The organism is Pantoea sp. Ap-870, assembly GCF_011752515.1.
GTDB lineage: Bacteria > Pseudomonadota > Gammaproteobacteria > Enterobacterales > Enterobacteriaceae > Pantoea > Pantoea dispersa.
The window spans coordinates 156,621-178,439 of sequence record NZ_VWXG01000010.1 but is presented as its reverse complement, the minus strand read 5'-3'; the positions used below and the strand labels follow the sequence as shown (position 1 = coordinate 178,439).

At 56.8% G+C, this 21,819-nt stretch carries 19 protein-coding genes and 1 pseudogene; 9 read left to right on the top strand and 11 right to left on the bottom strand.

The genetic code is table 11. The features are described from left to right. Window positions 1–134: 134 nt before the first annotated feature. A pseudogene (locus F3J41_RS20650) lies at window positions 135–389 on the top strand (LysR family transcriptional regulator); the annotation flags it as partial. Window positions 390–483: 94 nt separating this feature from the next. On the opposite strand, the gene F3J41_RS20645 reads toward F3J41_RS20650, so the two are convergent. Together F3J41_RS20645 and F3J41_RS20640 are read right to left on the bottom strand one after the other, a co-directional pair. Continuing rightward, entirely contained in the window at window positions 484–1,653 is a 1,170-nt protein-coding gene (locus F3J41_RS20645; RefSeq protein ID WP_021507773.1) for a Gfo/Idh/MocA family protein, read from the bottom strand. Window positions 1,654–1,663: 10 nt separating this feature from the next. Beyond that, complete coding sequence (locus F3J41_RS20640) at window positions 1,664–2,587, bottom strand: TIM barrel protein (RefSeq protein WP_136547133.1); 924 nt, start codon at window positions 2,585–2,587, stop codon at window positions 1,664–1,666. On the opposite strand from F3J41_RS20640, the gene F3J41_RS20635 reads away from it, so the two are divergent. Further along, the gene (locus F3J41_RS20635) at window positions 2,586–2,774 is read left to right on the top strand and encodes a hypothetical protein (protein WP_166712259.1); all 189 of its coding nucleotides are present in this window, start codon (window positions 2,586–2,588) and stop codon (window positions 2,772–2,774) included. The two genes, F3J41_RS20640 and F3J41_RS20635, sit on opposite strands and share 2 nt — an antisense overlap. Window positions 2,775–2,786: 12 nt before the next feature. On the opposite strand, the gene F3J41_RS20630 is transcribed toward F3J41_RS20635, so the two are convergent. Further along, window positions 2,787–3,806 carry a LacI family DNA-binding transcriptional regulator gene (locus F3J41_RS20630; RefSeq protein WP_166712257.1) on the bottom strand — a complete coding sequence of 340 codons (1,020 nt, stop codon included), beginning with the start codon at window positions 3,804–3,806 and terminating at the stop codon, window positions 2,787–2,789. Between the two features lie 320 nt (window positions 3,807–4,126). Between F3J41_RS20630 and F3J41_RS20625 the strand changes: the two genes are divergently transcribed. Continuing rightward, window positions 4,127–5,011 (top strand): sugar phosphate isomerase/epimerase family protein, encoded by an 885-nt coding sequence (locus F3J41_RS20625; protein ID WP_021507777.1) that lies wholly within the window; start codon window positions 4,127–4,129, stop codon window positions 5,009–5,011. 78 nt (window positions 5,012–5,089) lie between these two features. Here the strand turns inward: F3J41_RS20625 and F3J41_RS20620 are convergent, their stop codons facing one another. Continuing rightward, a complete protein-coding gene (locus F3J41_RS20620) occupies window positions 5,090–6,100 on the bottom strand; it encodes a Gfo/Idh/MocA family oxidoreductase (protein WP_166712255.1) in 1,011 nt (336 codons plus the stop codon). A gap of 100 nt (window positions 6,101–6,200) precedes the next feature. Between F3J41_RS20620 and F3J41_RS20615 the strand changes: the two genes are divergently transcribed. From F3J41_RS20615 to F3J41_RS20605, 3 genes are all read left to right on the top strand, one after another. Next, entirely contained in the window at window positions 6,201–7,220 is a 1,020-nt protein-coding gene (locus F3J41_RS20615) for a LacI family DNA-binding transcriptional regulator (protein ID WP_021507779.1), read from the top strand. A gap of 101 nt (window positions 7,221–7,321) precedes the next feature. After that, a complete protein-coding gene (yghU, locus tag F3J41_RS20610) occupies window positions 7,322–8,203 on the top strand; it encodes a glutathione-dependent disulfide-bond oxidoreductase (RefSeq protein ID WP_021507780.1) in 882 nt (293 codons plus the stop codon). Further along, window positions 8,203–8,493 carry a DUF1330 domain-containing protein gene (locus F3J41_RS20605; protein ID WP_021507781.1) on the top strand — a complete coding sequence of 97 codons (291 nt, stop codon included), beginning with the start codon at window positions 8,203–8,205 and terminating at the stop codon, window positions 8,491–8,493. Before yghU ends, F3J41_RS20605 begins: the two co-directional genes overlap by 1 nt. A 75-nt stretch (window positions 8,494–8,568) precedes the next feature. Here the strand turns inward: F3J41_RS20605 and F3J41_RS20600 are convergent, their stop codons facing one another. Further along, complete coding sequence (locus tag F3J41_RS20600; protein WP_166712253.1) at window positions 8,569–9,663, bottom strand: YncE family protein; 1,095 nt, start codon at window positions 9,661–9,663, stop codon at window positions 8,569–8,571. 205 nt (window positions 9,664–9,868) lie between these two features. Here F3J41_RS20600 and F3J41_RS20595 point away from each other — a divergent pair, with 205 nt between their 5' ends. Beyond that, a complete protein-coding gene (locus F3J41_RS20595; RefSeq protein ID WP_166712251.1) occupies window positions 9,869–10,798 on the top strand; it encodes a glycosyltransferase family 2 protein in 930 nt (309 codons plus the stop codon). A gap of 29 nt (window positions 10,799–10,827) precedes the next feature. Here the strand turns inward: F3J41_RS20595 and F3J41_RS20590 are convergent, their stop codons facing one another. From F3J41_RS20590 to F3J41_RS20565, 6 genes are all read right to left on the bottom strand, one after another. Continuing rightward, window positions 10,828–12,075, bottom strand: a complete 1,248-nt coding sequence (locus F3J41_RS20590; RefSeq protein WP_349844023.1) for an O-antigen ligase family protein — start codon at window positions 12,073–12,075, stop codon at window positions 10,828–10,830. Further along, entirely contained in the window at window positions 12,076–13,044 is a 969-nt protein-coding gene (locus tag F3J41_RS20585) for a glycosyltransferase family 8 protein (protein ID WP_166712249.1), read from the bottom strand. It abuts the gene before it with no gap. A gap of 210 nt (window positions 13,045–13,254) precedes the next feature. Next, window positions 13,255–13,932 carry an SDR family NAD(P)-dependent oxidoreductase gene (locus F3J41_RS20580; RefSeq protein ID WP_021507786.1) on the bottom strand — a complete coding sequence of 226 codons (678 nt, stop codon included), beginning with the start codon at window positions 13,930–13,932 and terminating at the stop codon, window positions 13,255–13,257. Then, window positions 13,929–15,119: an exo-alpha-sialidase gene (locus F3J41_RS20575; RefSeq protein ID WP_021507787.1), complete on the bottom strand. Its 1,191-nt coding sequence runs from the start codon at window positions 15,117–15,119 to the stop codon at window positions 13,929–13,931. Before F3J41_RS20575 ends, F3J41_RS20580 begins: the two co-directional genes overlap by 4 nt. A gap of 1 nt (window position 15,120) precedes the next feature. Further along, a complete protein-coding gene (locus F3J41_RS20570; RefSeq protein WP_058770048.1) occupies window positions 15,121–16,542 on the bottom strand; it encodes a sodium:solute symporter family protein in 1,422 nt (473 codons plus the stop codon). Window positions 16,543–16,852: 310 nt separating this feature from the next. Continuing rightward, the gene (locus F3J41_RS20565) at window positions 16,853–18,091 is read right to left on the bottom strand and encodes an MFS transporter (RefSeq protein ID WP_031279748.1); all 1,239 of its coding nucleotides are present in this window, start codon (window positions 18,089–18,091) and stop codon (window positions 16,853–16,855) included. A 418-nt stretch (window positions 18,092–18,509) separates the two neighbouring features. Between F3J41_RS20565 and F3J41_RS20560 the strand changes: the two genes are divergently transcribed. Beyond that, window positions 18,510–19,109, top strand: a complete 600-nt coding sequence (locus tag F3J41_RS20560) for a hypothetical protein (RefSeq protein WP_166712247.1) — start codon at window positions 18,510–18,512, stop codon at window positions 19,107–19,109. 282 nt (window positions 19,110–19,391) lie between these two features. After that, a complete protein-coding gene (locus F3J41_RS20555) occupies window positions 19,392–21,779 on the top strand; it encodes a glucose/quinate/shikimate family membrane-bound PQQ-dependent dehydrogenase (protein ID WP_058770114.1) in 2,388 nt (795 codons plus the stop codon). The last annotated feature ends 40 nt before the right edge of the window (window positions 21,780–21,819 follow it).

The window sequence follows — 21,819 nt, the reverse complement described above, 5'->3', positions numbered from 1 at the left end:
GTGTCGATGTTAAAAAACTGTTAATCGTAGTACCTGCCTGCCGTCGTGGCTTTTGTTCTTAACTCTGCGTCTGCTGCATCTCACCGTGCCGGACGCTTTTGATACACCGAATCGTGTCGCCAGAGGGAGTAATCGTGAACCTTCGTCGCCTTAAATATTTCATCAAAATCGTCGACGCGGGCAGCCTGACGCAGGCCGCTGAAAGTTTGCATATTGCGCAACCAGCGCTAAGCCAGCAGCTTGCCACGCTGGAGGGAGAAGTGAATCAGCAGTTACTGATCCGCACCAAACGCGGCGTAACGCCTACCGAAGCGGGGAAAATGCTTTACCATCATGCCTTCACTATTTTGCATCAGTGCGAACAGGCACAGCGCGCCATTGACCAGATCGCCGCAGCAACTGCAGAAGGCATGCGCAGCGGCTCCCAATAAAGCACGGATGCCGCCCCGCTGCCTCGCACTCCGGTTAAATTTCGTCAGCCAGTCAGCACTCAACCCACACCGCACCGGCATCCGCCGATTTGACACACTGTTCCACCCAGCGTACCCCCATCAGCCCGGCGTGCACGTCCGGATACCAGAAGTCCTGCAGGAAGGCGTGATCGCCGCGGTCGGTGGCGTCCATCGCCAGCGCAAAACGGCGATAGAGATTCGACCAGGCTTCAAATAATCCTTCGGGATGGCCGCCACCAATACGGTCATCGGCCAGCGCGCTGGCGTGCAGATAGCCCATGCCGCGCTCAAGAATCTGCACCGGCTCGCCCTGCACTTCATAGCGCAGCTGGTTTGGCTGTTCGTCCCACCACTCCAGACTGGCTCGGGCCCCCACCACGCGAATTTTCTGGCCGTGCATCGATCCGCAGTTCACCGCTGACGCCCACAGCGTACCGACCGCACCGTTATCGTATTCCATCATCACAAAGGCGTTATCTTCCAGCGGCGCACGCGAGGCCACAAAGCTCTGGCGGCTGCACAGCAGGCGTTTTATTTGTAACTGCGGCAACAGAGTTTCAGCGATAAACAGCGGATGGGTGGCCAGATCGCCCAGCACATAGCTCGGGCCAACAAAACGCGGATCGACGCGCCATTTGGTGCTGGCATTCTGTAATTCGACCGCTTCGTGATGAAAGCCGTGAGCAAACTGCATGTTCACAATGCGGATCTCACCCAACAGACCGTCAGCAATCATGGTGCGCGCCTGCTGAATCAGCTGATGACCGGCATAACCGTAGGTCACGCCGATGATCTTCTGCTGCGCTTTACACAGTTGCTGCAGTTCCTCAGCTTCAGCGGAGGTGAAACACAGCGGTTTTTCACACACCACGTGCAGCCCGGCGCTGAGCGCAGCGCGGCAGATAGCAAAGTGCGTATTGTTCGGCGTGGCGATGGAGACGGCTTCAATGCCATCAGCACGCGCGGCTTCCGCTTTAAACAGGGTTTCGTAATCGCTATAGCAGCGCTCCGCCGCCACGCCCAGCGCGCGACCAAACGCCCGCCCGCGCTCCGCATCAATATCAAACGCACCCGCCACTAAGGTGAAGTTGCCGTCGCGTAAAGCAGCGGAACGGTGAATATAACCGATCTGGCTGGTGCCGCCGCCGCCCACCATGCCCCAGCGCAGCGCGCGATCCAGTACTTTGCTCCCGTTAATCATGCTGTTCTCCTCAGAATCCGATGGAATGCAGGTAGAGCAGGCTGGCCGTGACGTCCTGCAGACTGGTGGCGGCGTTGCGCGGATCGCGCTCCTGCTCAATGGTGATCCAGCCCTGGTAGTGACGTTCAGCGAGAAACGCCCGCAGCGCCGGGTAATCAATCGCGCCCTGGCCAAGCGGGCACATCACGCCCTCGGCACAGGCAGTGAAAAAGTCGACGCCGCGCGCAATCACATCGCGCCAGACGGCCGCATTGATGTCTTTGAAATGCAGATAGTCGATGCGCGACCAGTAGCGTTGCAGCCAGGTCTGCGGATCCATGCCGGAATAAAAAAGATGGCCGGTATCGAGACACAGTCCGGCGACCTCGTGCGGGATGTCCTGCACCAGCTGTTCCAGTTCATCGGCAAACTCAATGCAGCCACCGGCATGAGGATGAATCACCGGTCGCACGCCGTAGTCATGCCAGGCGATGTGACTGAGCTGAGTGATGTGCTGCATCATGCGCTGCCAGTCTGCGGGTGCCAGGCGCGGCGCTTTCTCTGTCTGGCCAGCAAATTGCGCCCGCTGCGGGTTACCGAAATCGATAATCACCAGATAGGGCGCGGGCCGGTTATCACCGTGCGTGCGTGCCGCGCACGGCACCTGCGACAGGTTGCGGCAGATGTTGTGCGTCAGCTCAACCATCGCCGGGAAATTCGCCTCGCTGACCAAATCATCAAAAATGGTGCCGGCCACCAGCGACAGCTGATGCGCTTCCAGCTGCTGGCGCAGTTCGGCGGCATCGGTCGGCAGATAGCGCCACGGCCCGAGTTCAATGCTGCGGTAACCGGCCTGGGCCGCCTCGCGCAGCACCGTTTGCCATGGCGGCAGGAAAGGATTGTCAGGATCGTCTACGCCCCAGCTGCAGGGCGCATTGGCAATGTGTAGGGTCATGATGGTTCCTTATGATGAGGGCTGGCATCAGTATCAAATAGATATTTCACCAACCTCAATCATGGAACTTTCATTCTTTGATAGCGATCATAAATTTAATTATCAAATTTTTGATAATTTTTTTATCAAATGCTGTCGTCATGCGCGCTGGCGTGGCTGTCGCCCGGTGAGCGATAACAAAGGGTGACTGCGCAACGCCTCAGACATTTTCCCGCATGACGATCTCAAACGGCAGGGTGACCTGAGAAAAATGGTCGCTGCGCTCAGCGTGACGTTGCAGCACGGTTTGCGCCAGCTGTCGTGCCATGTCAGCGATCTGATGGCGCAGCATCACCGTGATGGTGCCATCTATCAGCGCCAGGTCGCCGTCATTGACCGGGCCGTGACAAATCAGCGCCACCTTACGCTGCGGCTGCTCACGCAGCGCCTGAACGACCCCTTCAATGCCGCCGCACGGCGCGTAAATCAGCGCCAGATCGGCATGCTGCTCCAGCAGCTGGCGAGTCGCCTGATAACCACCGGCAATCGATTCGTGGGTTTTGAGCGGTTCCAGCACGCGCCGCGCACTGTACTGCTCGCGCAGATACGAGCGAAAACCACTCTCGCAGTTCTCCTGACAGATAAAGCGGTGATCCCCCAGCAGCACGCCCGCCGGACCCGGCTGATGCAGCAGATGGCTGGCGATCCAGCCCGCGCTGCGCCCGGCTTTCTGATTATCCAGGCCGAAATAGCCAGCATGCCCACAGGGCGAGAAGTCAGAAAACAGCGCGTAGACGCGCACGCCCTGACGCGAAACGTGCGCTATCGCGTGGCGGATCAGCGGATGATCCAGCGCCACCACGCCGATAGCCTCCACCTGCTCAGCCAGCCGGTAGAGCGAATCCACCACCGCTGCCACCTCATCAATCTCGTGCCAGACAAACAGCGGCTCGCTGCCGGCCGGATGAAATGGCTGCGTCTGCTGGCGCAGCGCATCGGTTAGCGTTTGATAAAAAGAGTACGAAGCCGACAGCAGGATAAACCCCATACGCAGCGTCACGCCGTCGCTCTGTGCACTGAGCGGGGCGTGGCTGCTGCGGTAACCCAGCCGATGCGCCGCTGCCAGTACTTTCTGTTCGGTTTGCGCCCGCACCGGCGCGCGGCGATTGAGCACCCGATCCACGGTGGCGATCCCCACCCCGGCAGCGGCGGCAATCGCGCTCATGGTAATTTTGCTCATCGTTAAGCCCCTAAATGATAATAAACTATCAAAAATAATGCCTGACGTTATGCTTTCACGCCATATAAGCCGGTGTTTATCCCTCAATAAATGAGTAGATCCTCTCATTCTTTTGATCGCTGTCGCACAAACACCATCATCCGTTTCATTTCTCACGCAAATAGAATAATTATTTGGCAAACGATCGCCGCAGCGGGTCGCCGGCACTGATGGAAATGCATCAGCAAAGCATTAGAGCCGGTGCCGGGCTGTTTTTATAGTTGACGCGACACCAGCCGCCGATTGCGGTGGTGGGTAACGTAACGCGCAGGAGAACAACAATGAAAATCGCTTTTGATGTGGATGTTATCCGCGATCTCGGCATCACGCGTATGGTGCATCAGGTCGCGGAGTGGGGTTATAAATACATTGAACAGTCGCCGCATCCGCAGATCAATCCATTCTATAAACACCCGAAAGCCAGCCGGGAGATCATGCGCGAGTACAAAAATGCGCTCAACGCTACCGGACTGGAAATCTCCTCGTTTATTACCGTCTATCGCTGGTCGGGACCGGATGAGCTGCGGCGCCAGGCGGCGGTGAAAAACTGGAAGCGAATGATTGAGATTGCCGTGGAGATGGGCGTGCAGGTGATCAATACCGAGCTCTCCGGTAACCCGAACGAGCCCGAAATCTGCGAAGAGATGTTCTATCGCTCAATGGACGAGCTGCTGCCGATTTTCGAGCGTGAAGGGATTCGCGTGGAAATTCAGGCGCATCCGTGGGATTTCTGCGAAGAGAGCAATGAAACGGCCGATATCGTCAAGTCGTTCCGCAGCGACAACGTCAAATACATCTACAGCGCACCGCATACGTTCTACTATGACAAGGGCAAAGGCGACGTGAAGAGTATGCTGCATTACGCTGGCGACGATCTTTCGCACATGCTGATTGCCGATACCATGAACCACACCAAACACTGTCGCTATATCGTTAACCCGCCGGGTGTCGATGCCACTATCCACCAGCACGTGGCTGTTGGCGAAGGTGAGGTGAATTTCGACGCGCTGTTCGAAGCGCTGCGCGAGATGGATTTCGCTAACCGCCACTATAAAGTGGGCGGCGAGTCGATTATCTCCGCCGCGCTATTTGGCTATCCGGAGAAGATGAAGTATCAGGCTGTGGAAACCCGCGAGCTGATTGAGCGCGAGCTGCTGAATCTGTAAGTTGCATGCACTATCAGCCCCCTCTCCCGCCTGCGGGAGAGGGTTGGGGTGAGGGCAAACGCCATCGCCCACTCCCCATCAAACCGTCACCCACTCCACCTCAACAAACTCGCCGCGCGTCAGCGACAGCTGCGCCGCTTCCGCGATGGCCTGCGCGCGCAGCCCGTCAATCAGCCCCGGCAGAGCAGCCACTTTCTCGCCGCCAAGATGGCGCACAAACGCATCGAGATGGCTGTAATAGGTCTCCTGTACCCGGCTGAACCAGTCCGCATACAGCCCCGGCTGGCGGATGTGCTGCCCCTGATACAGCGTTGCACCGCGCACCGCCTGGCTTTCCGACGCCAGCATGCCCAGGCTGCCCATCACGCTGATGCGCTCGTCATAACCGTAAGCGGTACGACGGGCATTATCGAGCTGCGCCAGCGCGCCCTGCTGCAGGCGCATAATCAGCACTGAGGTATCGACGTCAATGTCGCGGATCGCCGGCATCGCCAGCGCGGCACCGAGCGCGCCCACGGTGACCACTTCATCCTCAGTTAGCCAGCGCAGCAGATCGAAAAAGTGGATGGCCTGGTCGCGCATCTGTCCGCCGGACGCCTGCAGATAGCTCAGCGGCGGCAGTTCAGAGGCGCGGCACACCATCTGGATGAGCTCGCTGCGTCCAATCACGCCCTGCTGCAGCTGGGCTTTCAGTTGTGCATGGCTGCGATCAAAACGCCGATTGAATCCTACCGTCACCGGCACCTGCAGCGGGGAAATGCTGGCTACCACTTCCCGGGCGCGTGACAGCGACAAATCGATCGGTTTTTCACAGTACACCGCTTTGCCCGCCAGTACCGCCTGCTCCAGTAGCGGAGCGTGGGTCGGCGTCGCACTGGCAATCAGCACCGCATCAATGGCCTCACTGCTCAGCGCCTGCGGCACGCTGGCGGCCCGCGCCCCAAACTGCTCTGCCAGCGCAGCGGCGCGCGCGGTGTCTATATCGCACACCAGCGCCAGCTCAACGCCGGGATGGCGCGCCAGGTTTGCGGCATGCACCTGGCCAATAAATCCACAGCCAATCAAGGCAAAACGTTGCGCACTGCGCATGATAACGCTCCTGTTGCTCACACTTCGGCATCGTCGGTCTTGTCAAAATATCGCTTTCTGGCAGGCTGTCTGAACGCGGTTTTTGATGGAATTCACTCAGATGAAAACAATGACGCTGGCCGAACTGGCTAAGCGGGTGGGTGTGGGCGTCGCCACGGTAGATCGGGTGCTGAACGACCGGGGCGGCGTGTCGCCCGCGATGACGAAAAAGATTTTACTGGCGGCGCGCGAAGCGGGTTTGAAACGCATCCTGCCGGAGGAGCACCGCCACGCGTGGCAGATAGAGGTGCTGCTGAGCGGTAACGGTTCCTTCTTCTTTCAACAGCTGGCGCAGGATTTTGCCCGGCTGGCTGATGAGCTCGGCTATCGTCGCCTGCGGCTGCACCGCACGCTGATTCCGGAGCATGCGCCCGAAAAGCTGGCGGCGCATATCGAAGCCAGCAGCAAAAAGATGGACGGGCTGATTGTTTTCGCCCATGAAAATCCGCTGATTTACGCGGCGCTTGAGGCCTGTAAAGCGCGTGGCGTACCGGTCATCACGCTGGTGGCCGATCTGCCTGATGCGCCGCGCCTGTGCCATGTCGGTATTGATCAGCTGAAGGCGGGACGCACCGCCGCGCTGATGCTCGGCAGCATGCTGCCCGTGGCGGGAGATGTGGTGCTGGTTAGCGGTCGCGCTGATTACGCCGCGCACCGTCTGCGCATCGAAGGGTTTCAGGCAGTGCTGGCGGAGCGTTTCCCGCATCTGCGGCTGCGGGAGATCATCGCAGGCCAGGACGAGCGCGAGCGCATCAGCCGGCTGCTTGAGAAAACGCTGGCCGCATCGCAGCAGATTGTCGGCTTGTACAATACCGGCATGGGCAACACGCAGATTCACGAAGCGCTGGCGCGCCACCGGCTGTGCGGCAAGGTGGTGTATGTGACGCACGAACTTTACCAAACCACCCGTGAGCTGCTGGCCAAACGCGTGCTGACGCTAACGCTCGACCAAAACACCCTGCGTCACGCACAACTGGCGCTAACGCTGCTACTGCGACATCTGGAAGAGGGTGAGCAACCAGAGACCTATCAGCCCGGTAAAGTCGACTTTATGCTGTTTACGCAAGAGAATTTTGCCTGATTCGACTTTGTCTTTTATCGCCAGCGCGGTTAAATCGGCGTGATAGCGTGCTGCTACACTCAGTAGCAGCAAAAATCTTTTCACAACAAGGCGAACGCATTATGTCGGAAAATCAGTATCAGCCCGCGAAAGTCTGGACCTGGGACCCGGAAGCCAAAGGTAACGGGGCGAAGACTAACCGTCCAACCGCCGGGCCGACGCATGAGCAAACGCTGCCGGTCGGTAAGCATCCGCTGCAGCTCTATTCGCTGGGGACGCCAAACGGCCAGAAAGTGACCATTCTGCTGGAAGAGCTGCTGGCGCTCGGCGTGCAGGAAGCGGAGTATGACGCCTGGCTTATCCGCATCGGCGACGGCGATCAGTTCTCCAGCGGCTTCGTTGAGGTTAACCCCAACTCAAAAATTCCGGCGCTGCGCGACCACTCGATCACGCCGCCACTGCGCGTGTTTGAATCCGGCAATATCCTGCTCTATCTGGCAGATAAATTCGGCCACTTTATTCCCTCTGACGTGGCGGGCCGCACGGAAACCCTGAACTGGCTGTTCTGGTTGCAGGGATCCGCGCCTTACCTTGGCGGCGGTTTCGGCCACTTCTATCACTACGCGCCAGAAAAAATTGAATACGCCATCAACCGCTTCACGCTGGAAGCCAAACGTCAGCTTGATGTGCTGGATCGCCAGCTGGCGGACCACCGTTTCCTCGCCGGCGACGAATATACCATTGCCGATATCGCAACCTGGCCGTGGTACGGCAATCTGGTGCTGAATAACCAGTACGGCGGCGGCGAATTCCTCGATGTGCAGTCGTACAAAAATGTGGTGCGCTGGGCAAAAGAGATTGCCGACCGTCCGGCGGTGATCCGCGGACGTAAAGTAAACCGGGCATTTGGCGCCGAGCCGCAGGATCAGCTGCTGGAACGGCACGATGCGAGCGATTTTGATACCAATACTGAAGACAAGCGTCAGGCGCGAGGCGAACAATAATGGCCGCATATGTCGTTATGATTAAAGACGAAACGCTGGACAAAGACGAGCTGGCCACCTATTCGCAGAAAGCCGGCGCGGCGCGTGGCGATCACCACATCACGCCACTGGCGTTTTACGGCGATCTGGAGGTACTGGAAGGGCGCGATGCTGAAGGCGTGGTGGTGCTGCAGTTTGAAGATGCCGAGGCCGCCAAAGCCTGGTACTTCAGCCCGGCCTACCAGGAAGCCAAAGCGCATCGCCTGAAAGGCGCCAACTACCGCGTACTGCTGGTGAACGGCGTGGCGTAATGGATGACGTAACCCGTTGCTAAGCAAGGGTTATCTGCGGCGCGATCCCTCGCGCCGCGATTAAACCCAGCGCGGTTAATCCAGCGTAATCCGCACCACGCTATCCGGCCCTTGCGGCGAGCGATCTTTATTGAGTCCCTGCTTCACCGTCACGTACAGCGTCTGACCATCTGGCGACACCAGCAGGCTGTTAGGGTGGGTCGGCAGCGTCCAGCTATTTTTCACTGCGTAGGTCGTCGCGTCCAGCTGCAGCACTTTGCCGCCGAGTCGCTGGCTGATGTAAATCTCGTTGCGCTTCGCATTGAATTTGATGCCAAGCGAATCGCCGACATCCAGGCGTTTGATCACCTTACCGCTGCGCTCATCGAACACCAGCGTGGTTTTGCCCTTAGAATTGTCAGTGACGTACAGGCGGCCATTGGCGGCATCTTCGGCCAGATTTAACAGCAGATACTCTTTGCCATCGCCAGGCGTCCAGCGCTGCTCAATTTTGTGACTGCGCGGATTGATCACCAGCACTTCGCCACTGCCGTTCGCCGCGTAAATACGGTCGGTTGATGCCGAATAGAGCAACCCGGTCACCCACTTGCCGGCGTTTTTGATGGTGGTTTTCAGCCGCAGCGTATTCGCATCGACCACCCAAATCATCGCCGGATTCTCAATCGCACCGATGTACAGCAGGCCGTCATGCAGCAGGATTTCACGCGCGCCAACCGGATTGCCTTTGTCGTTTTTCCGGCCAAACAGCTGACGCTGCAGCACTTTACCGCTTCTGGCGTCCACTTTTGTCACGCCACCGTCCAGCGTGTTGGTAATGTACAGCACGCTGCCGTCCGGTGAAGCCGTCATGCCAAAGTTTTTCAGATCGGTATGGGTTTCGCCCAGCGTCGCCAGCGTGCGGGCATCCAGACGATACAGCACGCCACCGTTGACGGTTTTAAATGCCTGCGCGCTGGCTACATACAGCGCAGCCGGATCGCCCGGCACATAGGCCATTTCATACAGGCCGTCGCCCAGTTCACGCTGCTGTACCTTCTCCGCTGCCGCTGGCTTAGCCGCGGCGGCAGGCGCTACTGATTTTTTAGCCGGCGCCTGACAGGCGCTCAGGCTCATGGCTGCCAGCAGCGCCAGAGCCAGCGCGGTGGCGCGCGGGCGTAATGATGAAGTCATTGCTGTCTCCGGTAAGGACCGATGGGTTACCTGCGCGAGCAGGAAGTATAAAAAGGAATGAGAATCATACGCATTATTGTATCAGCCGTAAATGTGCCTGATCGGTGGCAGCAGGCGCAGGGCTGCGCTGCGTCAATGCCCTCCCCTCAAATTGCCACTTGTAGTATGCTTGACGGCATTCCTGCCTCAGATGTTGACTTAAAAAATGATGGTTCCTGACTATTTAATCAGTGTGTTGCTAACAGCCCATAACAGTGAAAAATTTCTGCCTGACACGCTGGCGAGTTTAGAAAAGGCCTGTCATGGTGTTGAGCAGTATATTGAATTTATTCTTATCAATGACGCATCCGTCGACAACACAGCAGCGTTACTCGATGATTTTTCCCGGCGGCATCCGCAGGCGAAAGTATTTAATATTGATTACCGCAACATTGGCCGGGTGCGTAATTTTGGCGTTCAGCAGTGCAGCGGTGAATATATTACGATGCTGGATGGCGACGATCAGTTGCTGGCCGACGCCCTCGCCGATATTGTCCGCTACCTGAAAAGCCATCGTCCGGATGCACTGTTCACGGCGCTTAATGAGGTATATGAATCCCGGCCTCAGCACATCACGTGGCAGGGCATGCAGGCGGAAACACTGTCACGGCATCAGGCTATTGAAAAATTCCTGATCCATCGCGATTTGCAGGCGCACTTTATCGGTCAGTTTATTAAGCGCACCATGCTGCTGGCACATCCCTTCCCGGATTATACCTGCTACGAGGACGCCTGGCTTTTCCCGGAAATCCTGGTCAGCAGTGATGCAATCGCTTATAGCCGCCAGAGCCCTTATCTCTATTTTAAACGCGGCAACAGCTTATCCAGCCAGCTGGATAAACACAAAATTTCACTCTTAGTGAGCGCAACGCAGCATATGGATGAGGTGTTGCAGGAGCGCTATCGTAATCTGCTATCCTGCCACTGGATTAATATTGCACATAAACATCGGGAAGCCCTGGATAATCCTGACGACAGGAAGCAGGTTATTGAGGCGATCACTAAAATCAGGCCGCTGTCTTTTCTTTTCGATAGTAAAATCAGAACCAGCTTTAAAAAGAAATACCTGGCTCTGAAGTTAAACAAACCGCTGTAACTACCGGGCGCTATGCCGGCGCCGGTTTATCAGGACGATGCTTTCTCAGGCGGATGAATCATGGCATAACTGATGATAATCGCCATCACCAGGATCAGCACCGAACCACTCTGAATTAACACCGTGTCGGTCAGCCCGAAGATGATAATTGACAGCGGCAGCAGCGTTAATCCGGCGACGCCGCGGCGTGCGGCTACTATCAGCAGCACCAGGTAAAAAATCAGCAGGGAAAGTGCGCCAGCGATCCCCTGCAGCGAAAGCGTTTCAAGGAAATCATCGTGCAGGTGATACATGACGTTTTTATACGCTTCGGGATTGTGGCGCTCATGCTGCGTGATGTATTCCCGTGCTTTTGCCGTGCGCTGATCCGGACTTTGCCCCAGCAGCGACCACGAAACGCTGTGCCAGCCGCCTTTCCAGATAGAGAAACGGGCGCCAATCGAGGTGTTATTGTTGGTCTGATAAGTATCAACTTCATTGTGAATGCTGTCTAAGCGCTGCCAGACGCTGCCCGGCATAAATAAAGCGCCCACGATAATAAACAGCGCTAACACCACCAGCGAAATTTTACCCGCCCAGCGATGGGTAAAATAAAACCAGGCCAGATAAATCAGTGGCAGGGTTAATACGCCGGCGCGTGACTCGGTCAGAATCATCAGCATCATATTCACGACAAAGACCGCGCTGAATAAGATCATTTGTCCGCCGCGATGGGAGATTACCCGGTGGCCGGTGTACAAAGTACAGAGCGCCAGCGCGGTAATCAGATAAGAGACGGTACCGGCGGAATCGGTCAGCAATCTGATGCGGGTCAGCGTTTTTGCGTGTTCACTGATAGCGAAACCTAACGTCACCAGCAGCCCGACAAATAAGATGGCGCTGCAGGTTATCAGGAGTGGACGGCTAAGATAGTGGCGCCAGGCGATGATAAAATAGCTGAGAAAAGCCGCGATAATAAACAGCTTACCGCCCTGGAAGTAGTTATTCACCACGTCACTGAATTCAGCGTGGGAAAACATCTTTGCCCAGATGAGCCTGACCAGCCCAATGAACAGCAGCGGAAGCGCTACCGTTATGGCCGTTTTATCTGTTAGCCACTGTTTTTTCACCGCCAGAATTACTAAATACAGAGCCACCAGATAACTGGAAAAATAGAATATTTTGCGCGGTAAGGCTTCAACCACCAGTGACGACGCCAGCGCGATACTCAGCAGCACAAAACAGAGCTGGTAAATATTTTTTCCCGTCATCAGCTGGCGAAAAGCGTGAGCTTGCACTTAACAATACCTCATCTTGATATGTTTCAGGCGCCACAGAATGGCCTGCCACCATCTTTTTTGACGAAAAAGCGACTTATACATTCTTTTTGCCTGCTGCGCATTGACTGGCTGGTCAAACGCCATGGTGGACAGCGGTGAATCCTGATAAATATCGCGATAGTGGTGAACCACAAACTGTTGATTCCATACCTGCCAGGGCTTATCCGCACCGGCATAATGAATCAGGCAGGTTTCCGCCGGCACGTCGAGCGTATAGCCACGATCGTCATGGGCCAGCATGGTCAGGGTATTGAAGCGAGGAGAAACAAAGGTCACTTTATCTTCCAGTAAAATATTCAACGCATCCTGGTCGAGATACTGGAAGTTTCGCCCGTGTTCGGACAGTAAAGTAAACGCGCGTTCGCTGATATTGTCAGCGCGCCATTGCGCCACATCAATCAGCATCATGCCGGCGTTAAAATAGCGCTCGCCGCGCAAGCCGGCATTCTTGGCCAGCACCGGCTGCAGCGAGGCAATTTCACCGACCACCAGCGCAACCGCCTCAGGGCCGGTCGGGATCTGCCACAGTTCATTGAGCGGATTAATGCATACCATATCGGCATCAAGATAGAGCAGTTTTTCCGCCTGCGGCAAAATCAGCGGTGCCAGAAAGCGGTAGTAGGTCGCACGGGTAAAAAGTTCGGTGACCGGCAGCGTGGCAAATAGTTGATCCGGCAGATGATGCAGCGTCACGCCGTGGCGCGATCCCTGAAACAGCCTGGCGAGCCGGGGGTTATCGGCCGGTGTCAGTTCTGAAGAGATCAGATGGAAATGATACACGCGGTCTCCGGCGTGTTTCATGATGGACAGAATCGTGATTAGCGCATGCGCTTTAAACTTTCCGTCAACGCCAAAAACAATATGTTGATCGCTCTGTACCGGAAAAAGTGGTTCGGCGTTTATTTCCTGAAGAACATCATGATTCATTGCGCGCTTCTCTGCTGCGGAGCGCTACACTCCGTAACCACTTAATATGTAGACAATAAAATTGGATTTAGCATAAAACGGTAAAAGATTACCACTTTGGTAAACCCAAAGAAAGCGTAGCACGGTAAGCCAGGAGTTTTCGCAGACGAGACAAAAGCAGCCTCTCCCATCCTGTTATTTACGATGGGAGAAGCACGCTGGAGAATAAAACTACAGCGACGCGCCGCCGCAAATTACCAGCTCCTGTCCGGTAATGGCAGCGGCAGCCGGCGATAGCACAAAGCCAGCCAGCGCGGCCACCTCTTCGGGATGGATATAGCGTCCGATAGGCGGCAGTTTCGGCGGCGAGCTGGCGCGGTCCGGCTGCAGCAGCATCGGCGTGGCGGTGGCACCGGGAGCGATCACATTGACCGTAATGCCCTGCGGAGCCAGTTCGGCGGCCCAGCTGCGCGCCATGCCCACCATCGCCGCCTTGGTGCTGACATACTGGCTGCGATTCGCCGCGCCGCGTGACGTGCGGCTGCCGAGCAGCAGAATACGATCGCCGTGGCCCATCTGCGGCAGCAAGGTGTTGGCCATGATTTGCGCCACCTGCACGTGCAGATACCACAGCCGCGCCCCCTGCTCTTCCTCCAGCTCACCCAGCGGCGCGGCCAGCATCATGCCTGCCGCGTGCACCAGCGCATCCACCTTCGCCAGCCCGGCCAAAGCCCGTTTCAGCTGACCGGCGTCAAACAGGTCGACGCTGACGGAGGTAAACGCCGGATGATCTTTCTCCACCGGCGTACGGCTAAAACCGGTGACCTGCCAGCCCTGTGTCAGCAGCTCATCGGCAATCGCCGCACCAATGCCGGAACTGACACCGGTCACCAGCGCATGGCGGCTCATGCTTTGTCCCTCACCCAGTTCTCCTCCACGCGCACGTACTTGATGGCCTGGCGAAAATAGGTGTAGGCAATGTGCAGTGCGCCGTCCGCGCTCTGCTTAATGCTGGGATAGGAGAACTCACGGTTCAGTTTCTGCTGTGAATTGTTGGTCATGCAGTAGCCGTCCCCTTCATCCAGATTACGCTGCCACGGCCAGCTCACCCCGCCATCGGCAGAAATAGCCAACGTCATCGGTGCGCGCGGAGCCCCCCAGAAGGCGGTGCGTGCGCCCTGAACCACCGGCTGCGCCGCCACGGCCACCGCCGCGTCATCTTCGTCTTCGATTTCGTCGTACAGTGACAGGCGACGCTCGCTGGCATCACGTGCGCTCATGGCGTTAAACACCAGCGCCAGATGGCCGTTGTGCAGCGTGGTCACCTGAATCGATGAGTTATTATTTGGCAGATCGGTCGCCTGTGGCGCGCTCCAGCTTTCACCGCCGTCGTCCGAACGACTCTGGTAGATATAATCAGCCCAGCGGCTGCGATACAGCGCCAGCAGGCTGCCATCCTGCAGCAGCGTAATGTTCATGTGCACGCAGCCGAGGCTGTCCGGCACCGCCACATCGCGCCAGCTCTGGCCTTTGTCACTGGAGATTTTTACCGCACTGATGTCATCATTGCCCACCCATTTCACTCCCGGCTGGGTGCGACAATAGAACACCGGCAGCAGCCAGTTGCCATTCGGCAGTACCACCAGCGGCTGGCGGATAAACGTGCCCGGCTGATCGAGCAGCGTATCGATGGCACTCCAGCTGTGACCCAAATCGTGTGACTGGCGATAGCGCACAATCGCCGTGTCCTGATTACCGGACTTCTGCGCGGTCCACAGCAGCCACAGCACGCCCTCGGGATCGAGAAACAGCACCGGATTCTGTTCCGATCGCGCCGGATCGTCGGATAACTGTTGAGGATCGCTCCACTGTGCGCTGCCCTGCGCCAGCCGCGAGCACCACACCGAAATATCCGCGATGCCTTCCTGCGTGCCGCCAAACCACACGCACAGCAGGTCGCCGTTCGGTAACGGCAGCAGGTTAGCGGCGTGATTCTGCGGACAGACCGAAGGCAGCATCGCCGTGAGCTGCTGCGCGTCCTGCGCGTGCGGATGAAGCTTACCGTTACGTTCGACGGTAATGGTTGAGTCGGTCATGTCAGGCTCCACTGTTTTGCATTGATGAATCAGGTGCATTTTTGCGCTGCGGCTGGCGTGACGGGATCAGGCGGTCAATCAGCATGATCACCGCCGGTGTGACCAGCGCGACGTACATATTGTTGATGCCGAACGGATCGCCCAGCAGATACCACAGCGAGGTCATGACGCAGGCACCAATCAGGCCGGCGTTCGCGCCGCGCGTACTTTTATAAAACGGCAGGTAGAAAGCGATGATCGCCACCACCGAAATTGACAGGCGGATGGCGCGGGTAAAGAACGATAGCTTCAGCACTTCCGGTACGAACAGCACGAAGATCAGCGGCAGAAAACCGATCAGCAGTGACAGCCAGCGCGTCATGCGAAATTCGCGTTCCGGCGTCGGATTACGGTATGGCACATAAAAGTCTTTCACCACCAGCGAAGCGATGGCCAGCGCCACGGTGCTGACGCTGACAAAAATCGAGGCCACCAGCGAGGTGGTGACAATCCCTGCCAGCCACGGGCTCATGTCCTGCAGGAACACCGGCAGCGCGTACAGGCTGTTGATCTCGGGATGCAGATATTTTGCCGCAACGCCAATCAGCGCAATGGCGATGGCAATCGGCATACAGAAGAAGAAGGCGACCCAGGTGGCGCGCTTCGCAGACGCCGCACTTTTGGTCGAGGCGATAGCCTGAATCACAAACTGGGTGCAGAAGATCGATCCGATGGTGCCAATCATCCAGGCAAAAATGGTGCTGGGCCCGACGTTACCGTCCCAGGTCCAGTAAAAGTGCGGCATCTCTTTGATCATCGGACTGACGCCGCCGGTCATGTGCAGCGCCACGCCGAGAATGACCAGAATACCGATATATTTCAGGCCGCTGTGCAGCAGCGTCACCCAGGCGATGCCTTTCATGCCGCCGAACATAAAATAGAAGGTGCTGACCAGCGCGGTGATCACCGCCGCCGTGGTGAGGTCAAGGTTCAGCACCGTAGAGATCGCCGCCGCACCGCTGACATAGTTGCCGACGTTCACCAGCAGCAGCGCGTAGATCATGATGATAGAAATAATATTTTTGGTGGAGTTGCCATAGCGCTCGGCAATCGCGCCGGAAATGGTAATTTTGCCGGTGTTGTAGATGCGTTTGACCAGCAGAATACCAAACAGCGGAAAGCCGATAGCGGCACCGATCACCGACCAGGACGCGGCAAAGCCATCCTCAAAAGCCGCCTGCGCCGTACCGATGGTTGACTTGGCACCAATGTATTCAGACATCAGCATCACGCCGACCACAAACGCTGGCATCACGTTTGAACCCGCCATAAAGTCGCCGCTGTTTTTACTGCGCAACCGCCAGGTCAGCCAGGTAGTGAACAGGATGTAGGCAATGACAATCCCGACAATAATCACCATCCCTTCTGCAGAGAACTGTTTCATGTTCGCCTCATTGATAACGTAGGGTCGTGGTGCGTGCCGGGCTTCACACGCACCGTTAATGAGGCGGCCATGATTATTGTTGTTGCGTCGCTGCGCTGGCTACCCCGCACCGTGCAAAATGATTTACTTCACTCAAAAATGAATAAATTTACGCACAGGCAGGGCAATTTATAGATTAACTGGCGCTTAATTAGTTTGATCATGCTCACAAACAGTCAAATGTGATTAATAATAATCAAACCTGGCTGTGTGAGATAGCGAGGCAGACTGCGCACCTGGTCACGGCCACCGCGCCGGGCAGCCTCGAACGTCAGGCGAGACTGTCGTTTTCCAGTTTCTGCCGTTTGCGCAGATGAGGGAACAGCGCCATCCACAGCGCCACGACCACCAGGGTGCCGACACCGCCAATCGCCGCTGCGGGCACCGCACCGAACCATGCGGCCAACAGGCCGGATTCGAACTCACCCAGCTGGTTAGAGGTATTGATGAAAATGGCGTTGACCGCGTTGACGCGCCCGCGCATCTCATCCGGCGTGTCCAGCTGCACCAGCGCGCCGCGAATCACCATGCTCACCATATCGAAGCCGCCGAGTGCCGCCAGCGCCAGCAGCGAGAGCCACAGCTGCGTCGACAGCGCAAATACCAGCGTAGCCAGACCAAAACCGGCTACCGAGCCAAACATGATCATGCCCACGTGCTTTTCCAGCTTGTGACGGCTGAGCCACACCCCAACCAGCAGCGCCCCGACCGACGGGGCACCGCGCAGCATGCCCAGCCCCCACGGACCGGTATGCAGAATATCCTGGGCGAAGATCGGCAGCAGCGCCGTGGCGCCGCCCAGCAGCACGGCAAACAGATCGAGCGAGATCACCCCAAGCACATCTTTGCGCTCGCGGATGAAGCGGACACCGGCAAACATGGTGCTGAGGCTGGCCGGAATACGTGCCTGCGGCGGTCGTTCGTAGCGCAAACGGCTGACCAGCACAATCGACAGCAGATAGAACAGCGCCGAAACACCGTACACCACCTCCGGCCCGGCCACGTACAGTAAGCCGCCCAGCGTCGGACCGACAATCACCGCCGCCTGACCGCCCACCGAGCTGGCCGCCATGGCGCGCGCGAGGATGGGCGGCGGTACCAACGCTGGCAGCATTGAGGTGATTGCCGGCCACTCCAGCGCTTTGGCCAGCGAAATCAGGAACACCAGTCCCCAGATTTCAATCCGGCCCGCCCAATGCAGCAGCGTCAGCGCCACCAGCCCGAGCAGCGCCAGCCACTCAATCAGCTGCCCCAGCAGCACGATGCGGCGACGGTCATACTGATCCGCAAGATGACCCGCCGGCAGCGCCAGCAATACAGAAGGTAAGAATTGCATCAGACCGATCATGCCCAGCGCCATAGCACTGTGGGTAAGCGCATAGATTTGCCAGCTGACGGCCACGGAGAACATCTGAAAACCAAACGATGAACAGGTACGCGCCAGCCAGAAGGCGACGAACGACCTGTGTCGCAGCAGCGAATCTTCCGCTGCGGTGACCGGTGAACCCATAGTTTTATCCCATCCTGAAGCAGAACCGGCCGGCGTCATGGCACCGGCCTGGTGAAAAGCCACCATCGGCTTTCCTTATGTTTTTCACGCCATAGAGTGCGATAACTGACCGGAGCAGGCAATGGCTGGATGTGCGCTGTAAAAACAGGTGTTTATACGGATTCAGGGTTAAAGCTGGCGCGCAGAATATTAGCAGACTGATTGTTTTACTGTGAAAATAGTCAAAACATTCCAGATAATTCAATAAAACGTTAATTACCGCCAGCACAACGCTTTTTATCTCTTTATCAGAAACAGCTAAAAAAGGTGATCTTTGCCGGCGAATCGATCTATATTGCCCCCTGTGATAATCACAGCAGTCTTCCCGTCCTTATAATAATTAAGACGCTATCGTTCATTAATTTATTCATAGAGATAAATGGAAAACAATTCATACCATCCTTATGTCACTGAGCGTGTCTGTCGCTTCGACGGCACACCTATCGGCGCGTGTTATTCAGCGTCCTTAATGCATTGCGTGCCGGAGCGTGATGCATTACTTCATGAAGGCGAGATAATTACTCAACATTATCAGTCAGCGGATGCTGCGGGATTAATAATTATTCCACTGGCGGGAAATAGTGTGATGTCCTTTTTGCATGACGTGGATAATTATTCCAGCCTGCAACATGAGAATGTAAGGCTGGCGATCAACTATGCCACTTTACGTCAGGCAGGATCCGCTTTACGCGCTGTGGCGTCTCGTTTTTCCTTCTGGCTTTACGATCTCGCGCCGCCGGGAACCGAGTGGAAAAATATTACCGATTTTCCCTTCAGCGGTATTGTTCTGAGCGATGACTTCTTCCGTGAAAATTATCTCAAGTTCAGCTTTCCTTTTCTGCTCGCTTCGCTGCGGGAAACACAAGCAGAGGTAATATTACGTACGCCCCAGCTCAAATTACCGGCCGAAGATTACCTGCATTTACAGCTAAGCGGCTGGCAAACGCAGCGGAGTTGTCATCCGCTCCTCACTGGGTAAACGTTTACACAAAATTCTGCGCGTCGGCGTTATCACCCGATTACGCCGGACAGGATGGCGCAATATCCTCATAAAATGTCGTGTCACTGCCTGATAAAAAGAGCAAAGCGCTAAAAAAATCAAACCTGTTAACGTTTTTAAGATAAAATTTAACGCAAAGGGATCATCCTGCTTAACGGAAAAGCACTGACAGAACACCTTAAGTCACTTCGTACTCTATGTCGGGATACAGCCTAATCGGTTGTTTCCTTTGATTTTATGGCAAAGAAAGAGGTCAATATTATGGGGAAAGCTTCCTCATCTTTTGGCGTAATTCGCTTCCTGACGGTGCTGTTTGCACTGCTGACGGGCGCATTTATGCTGATTGGCGGCGTTTGGTTAGCCGCCATTGGAGGTTCCTGGTACTACGTTATTGGCGGTGTGATTATGCTGATCACCGCTGTTCTGCTGTGGCGCCGTAGCGGTTCCGCACTGCTGCTGTATGCCCTGTTGCTGCTGGCAACGCTGGTATGGGGCGTATGGGAAGTCGGCTTCGACTTCTGGGCGCTGGCCCCACGTACCGACGTGCTGGTGATCTTCGGTATCTGGCTGATTCTGCCGTTTGTGTATCGCGGCCTGAATCATGCGGGTAAAGGTGCGCTGGGTGCGATGGCCGTTGCGCTGGTAGCCAGCGTACTGGTGCTGGCGTGGGCAGTATTCCACGATCCGCAGGAGCTGAATGGCAACCTGCCGGAAGCCGCTAACGTCCCGCAGGCCCAGCCGCTGAGTAACATCAACGATGCTGACTGGCCAGCCTACGCGCGTGACCAGCAGGGCACCCGCTTCTCGCCGCTGAAGCAGATCAACACCAGCAACGTGAAAGAGTTGCAGGTTGCCTGGCAGTTCCAGACCGGCGATCTCAAAACCGCCAACGATCCGGGTGAAATCACTGACGAAGTGACGCCGATTAAAATCCGCGACACGCTGTACCTTTGCTCGCCACACCAGATTCTGTTTGCGCTGGATGCGACGACCGGTAAGCAGAAGTGGAAATTCGATCCGGGCCTGAAGCCGAATCCTACCTTCCAGCACGTGACCTGCCGCGGTGTTTCATACCATGAAGTGCCTGCTGCTGCCGATGCCGCCAACAGCCAGCCTGCGCTGTGCTCACGCCGCATCTATCTGCCAGTGAACGACGGTCGTCTGTTCGCGCTGGATGCCGATACCGGTGCCCGTTGCCCATCCTTTGGCAACAACGGTGAGCTGGATCTGCAGCACAAGCAGCCGGTACAGACGCCAGGCCAGTATGAGCCTACGTCACCGCCGGTTATCACTGACACCACCATCGTCATTGCTGGTGCGGTCACCGATAACTACTCTACCCGTGAGCCGTCTGGTGCCATCCGTGGCTTTGACGTCAACACCGGTAAACTGCTGTGGGTGTTCGACCCGGGCGCGAAAGATCCTAACGCGATTCCGGCCGATGAACACACCTTCACCATGAACTCGCCGAACTCGTGGGCGCCGGCGGTATACGATCCAAAACTGGATACCGTTTACCTGCCAATGGGCGTTTCCACCCCGGATATCTGGGGCGGTAACCGCACACCAGAGCAGGAGCGCTACGCGAGCAGCGTTCTGGCGCTGAACGCCACCACCGGTAAGCTGGTGTGGTCGTATCAGACCGTGCACCACGATCTGTGGGATATGGACCTGCCGTCACAGCCGACGCTGGCCGATATCACGGACAAAGACGGCAACACCGTACCGGTGATTTATGCCCCGGCGAAAACCGGTAACATCTTTGTGCTGGATCGTCGTACCGGTAAGCCGGTCGTGCCTGCACCGGAGACGCCGGTACCGCAGGGCGCGGCGAAAGGTGACCACGTGGCACCGACCCAGCCGTACTCCGAACTGACCTTCCGTCCGAAGCAGAACCTGACGGACAAGGACATGTGGGGCGCGACGATGTATGACCAGCTGGTGTGCCGCGTGATCTTCAAGCGTCTGCGCTACGAAGGTCCGTTCACGCCGCCGTCTGAGCAGGGTACGCTGGTGTTCCCGGGCAACCTTGGTATGTTCGAGTGGGGCGGCATCGCGGTTGATCCCCATCGTCAGATCGCCATCGCTAACCCAATGGCGCTGCCGTTTGTGTCTAAGCTGATTCCGCGCGGTCCGGGCAACCCGATTGAACCACCGCAGGGCGCAGAAGGCGGTTCCGGTACTGAAACCGGCATTCAGCCGCAGTACGGTGTGCCGTTTGGCGTCGAGCTGAACCCGTTCCTGTCGCCGTTTGGTCTGCCGTGTAAACAGCCGGCCTGGGGTTACGTTTCAGCGATCGACCTGAAGACCAACGAAACCGTGTGGAAGAAACGTATCGGTACCGTTCGCGATAGCGCACCGGTTCCGCTGCCGTTCAAAATGGGTATGCCAATGCTGGGTGGCCCAATCACCACCGCCGGTAACGTGTTCTTCATCGGCGCGACCGCAGATAACTACCTGCGCGCGTTCGATACCAACACCGGTGAGATGCTGTGGCAGGCGCGTCTGCCAGCGGGTGGCCAGGCTACGCCGATGACCTATGAAGTGAATGGCAAGCAGTACGTTGTCATCGCGGCCGGTGGTCACGGTTCGTTTGGTACCAAGCTGGGCGATTACGTAATTGCCTATGCGCTGCCAGATGCGAAGTAATTTTTCGCACTGAAGTAAAAAAGCGGGCAATGCCCGCTTT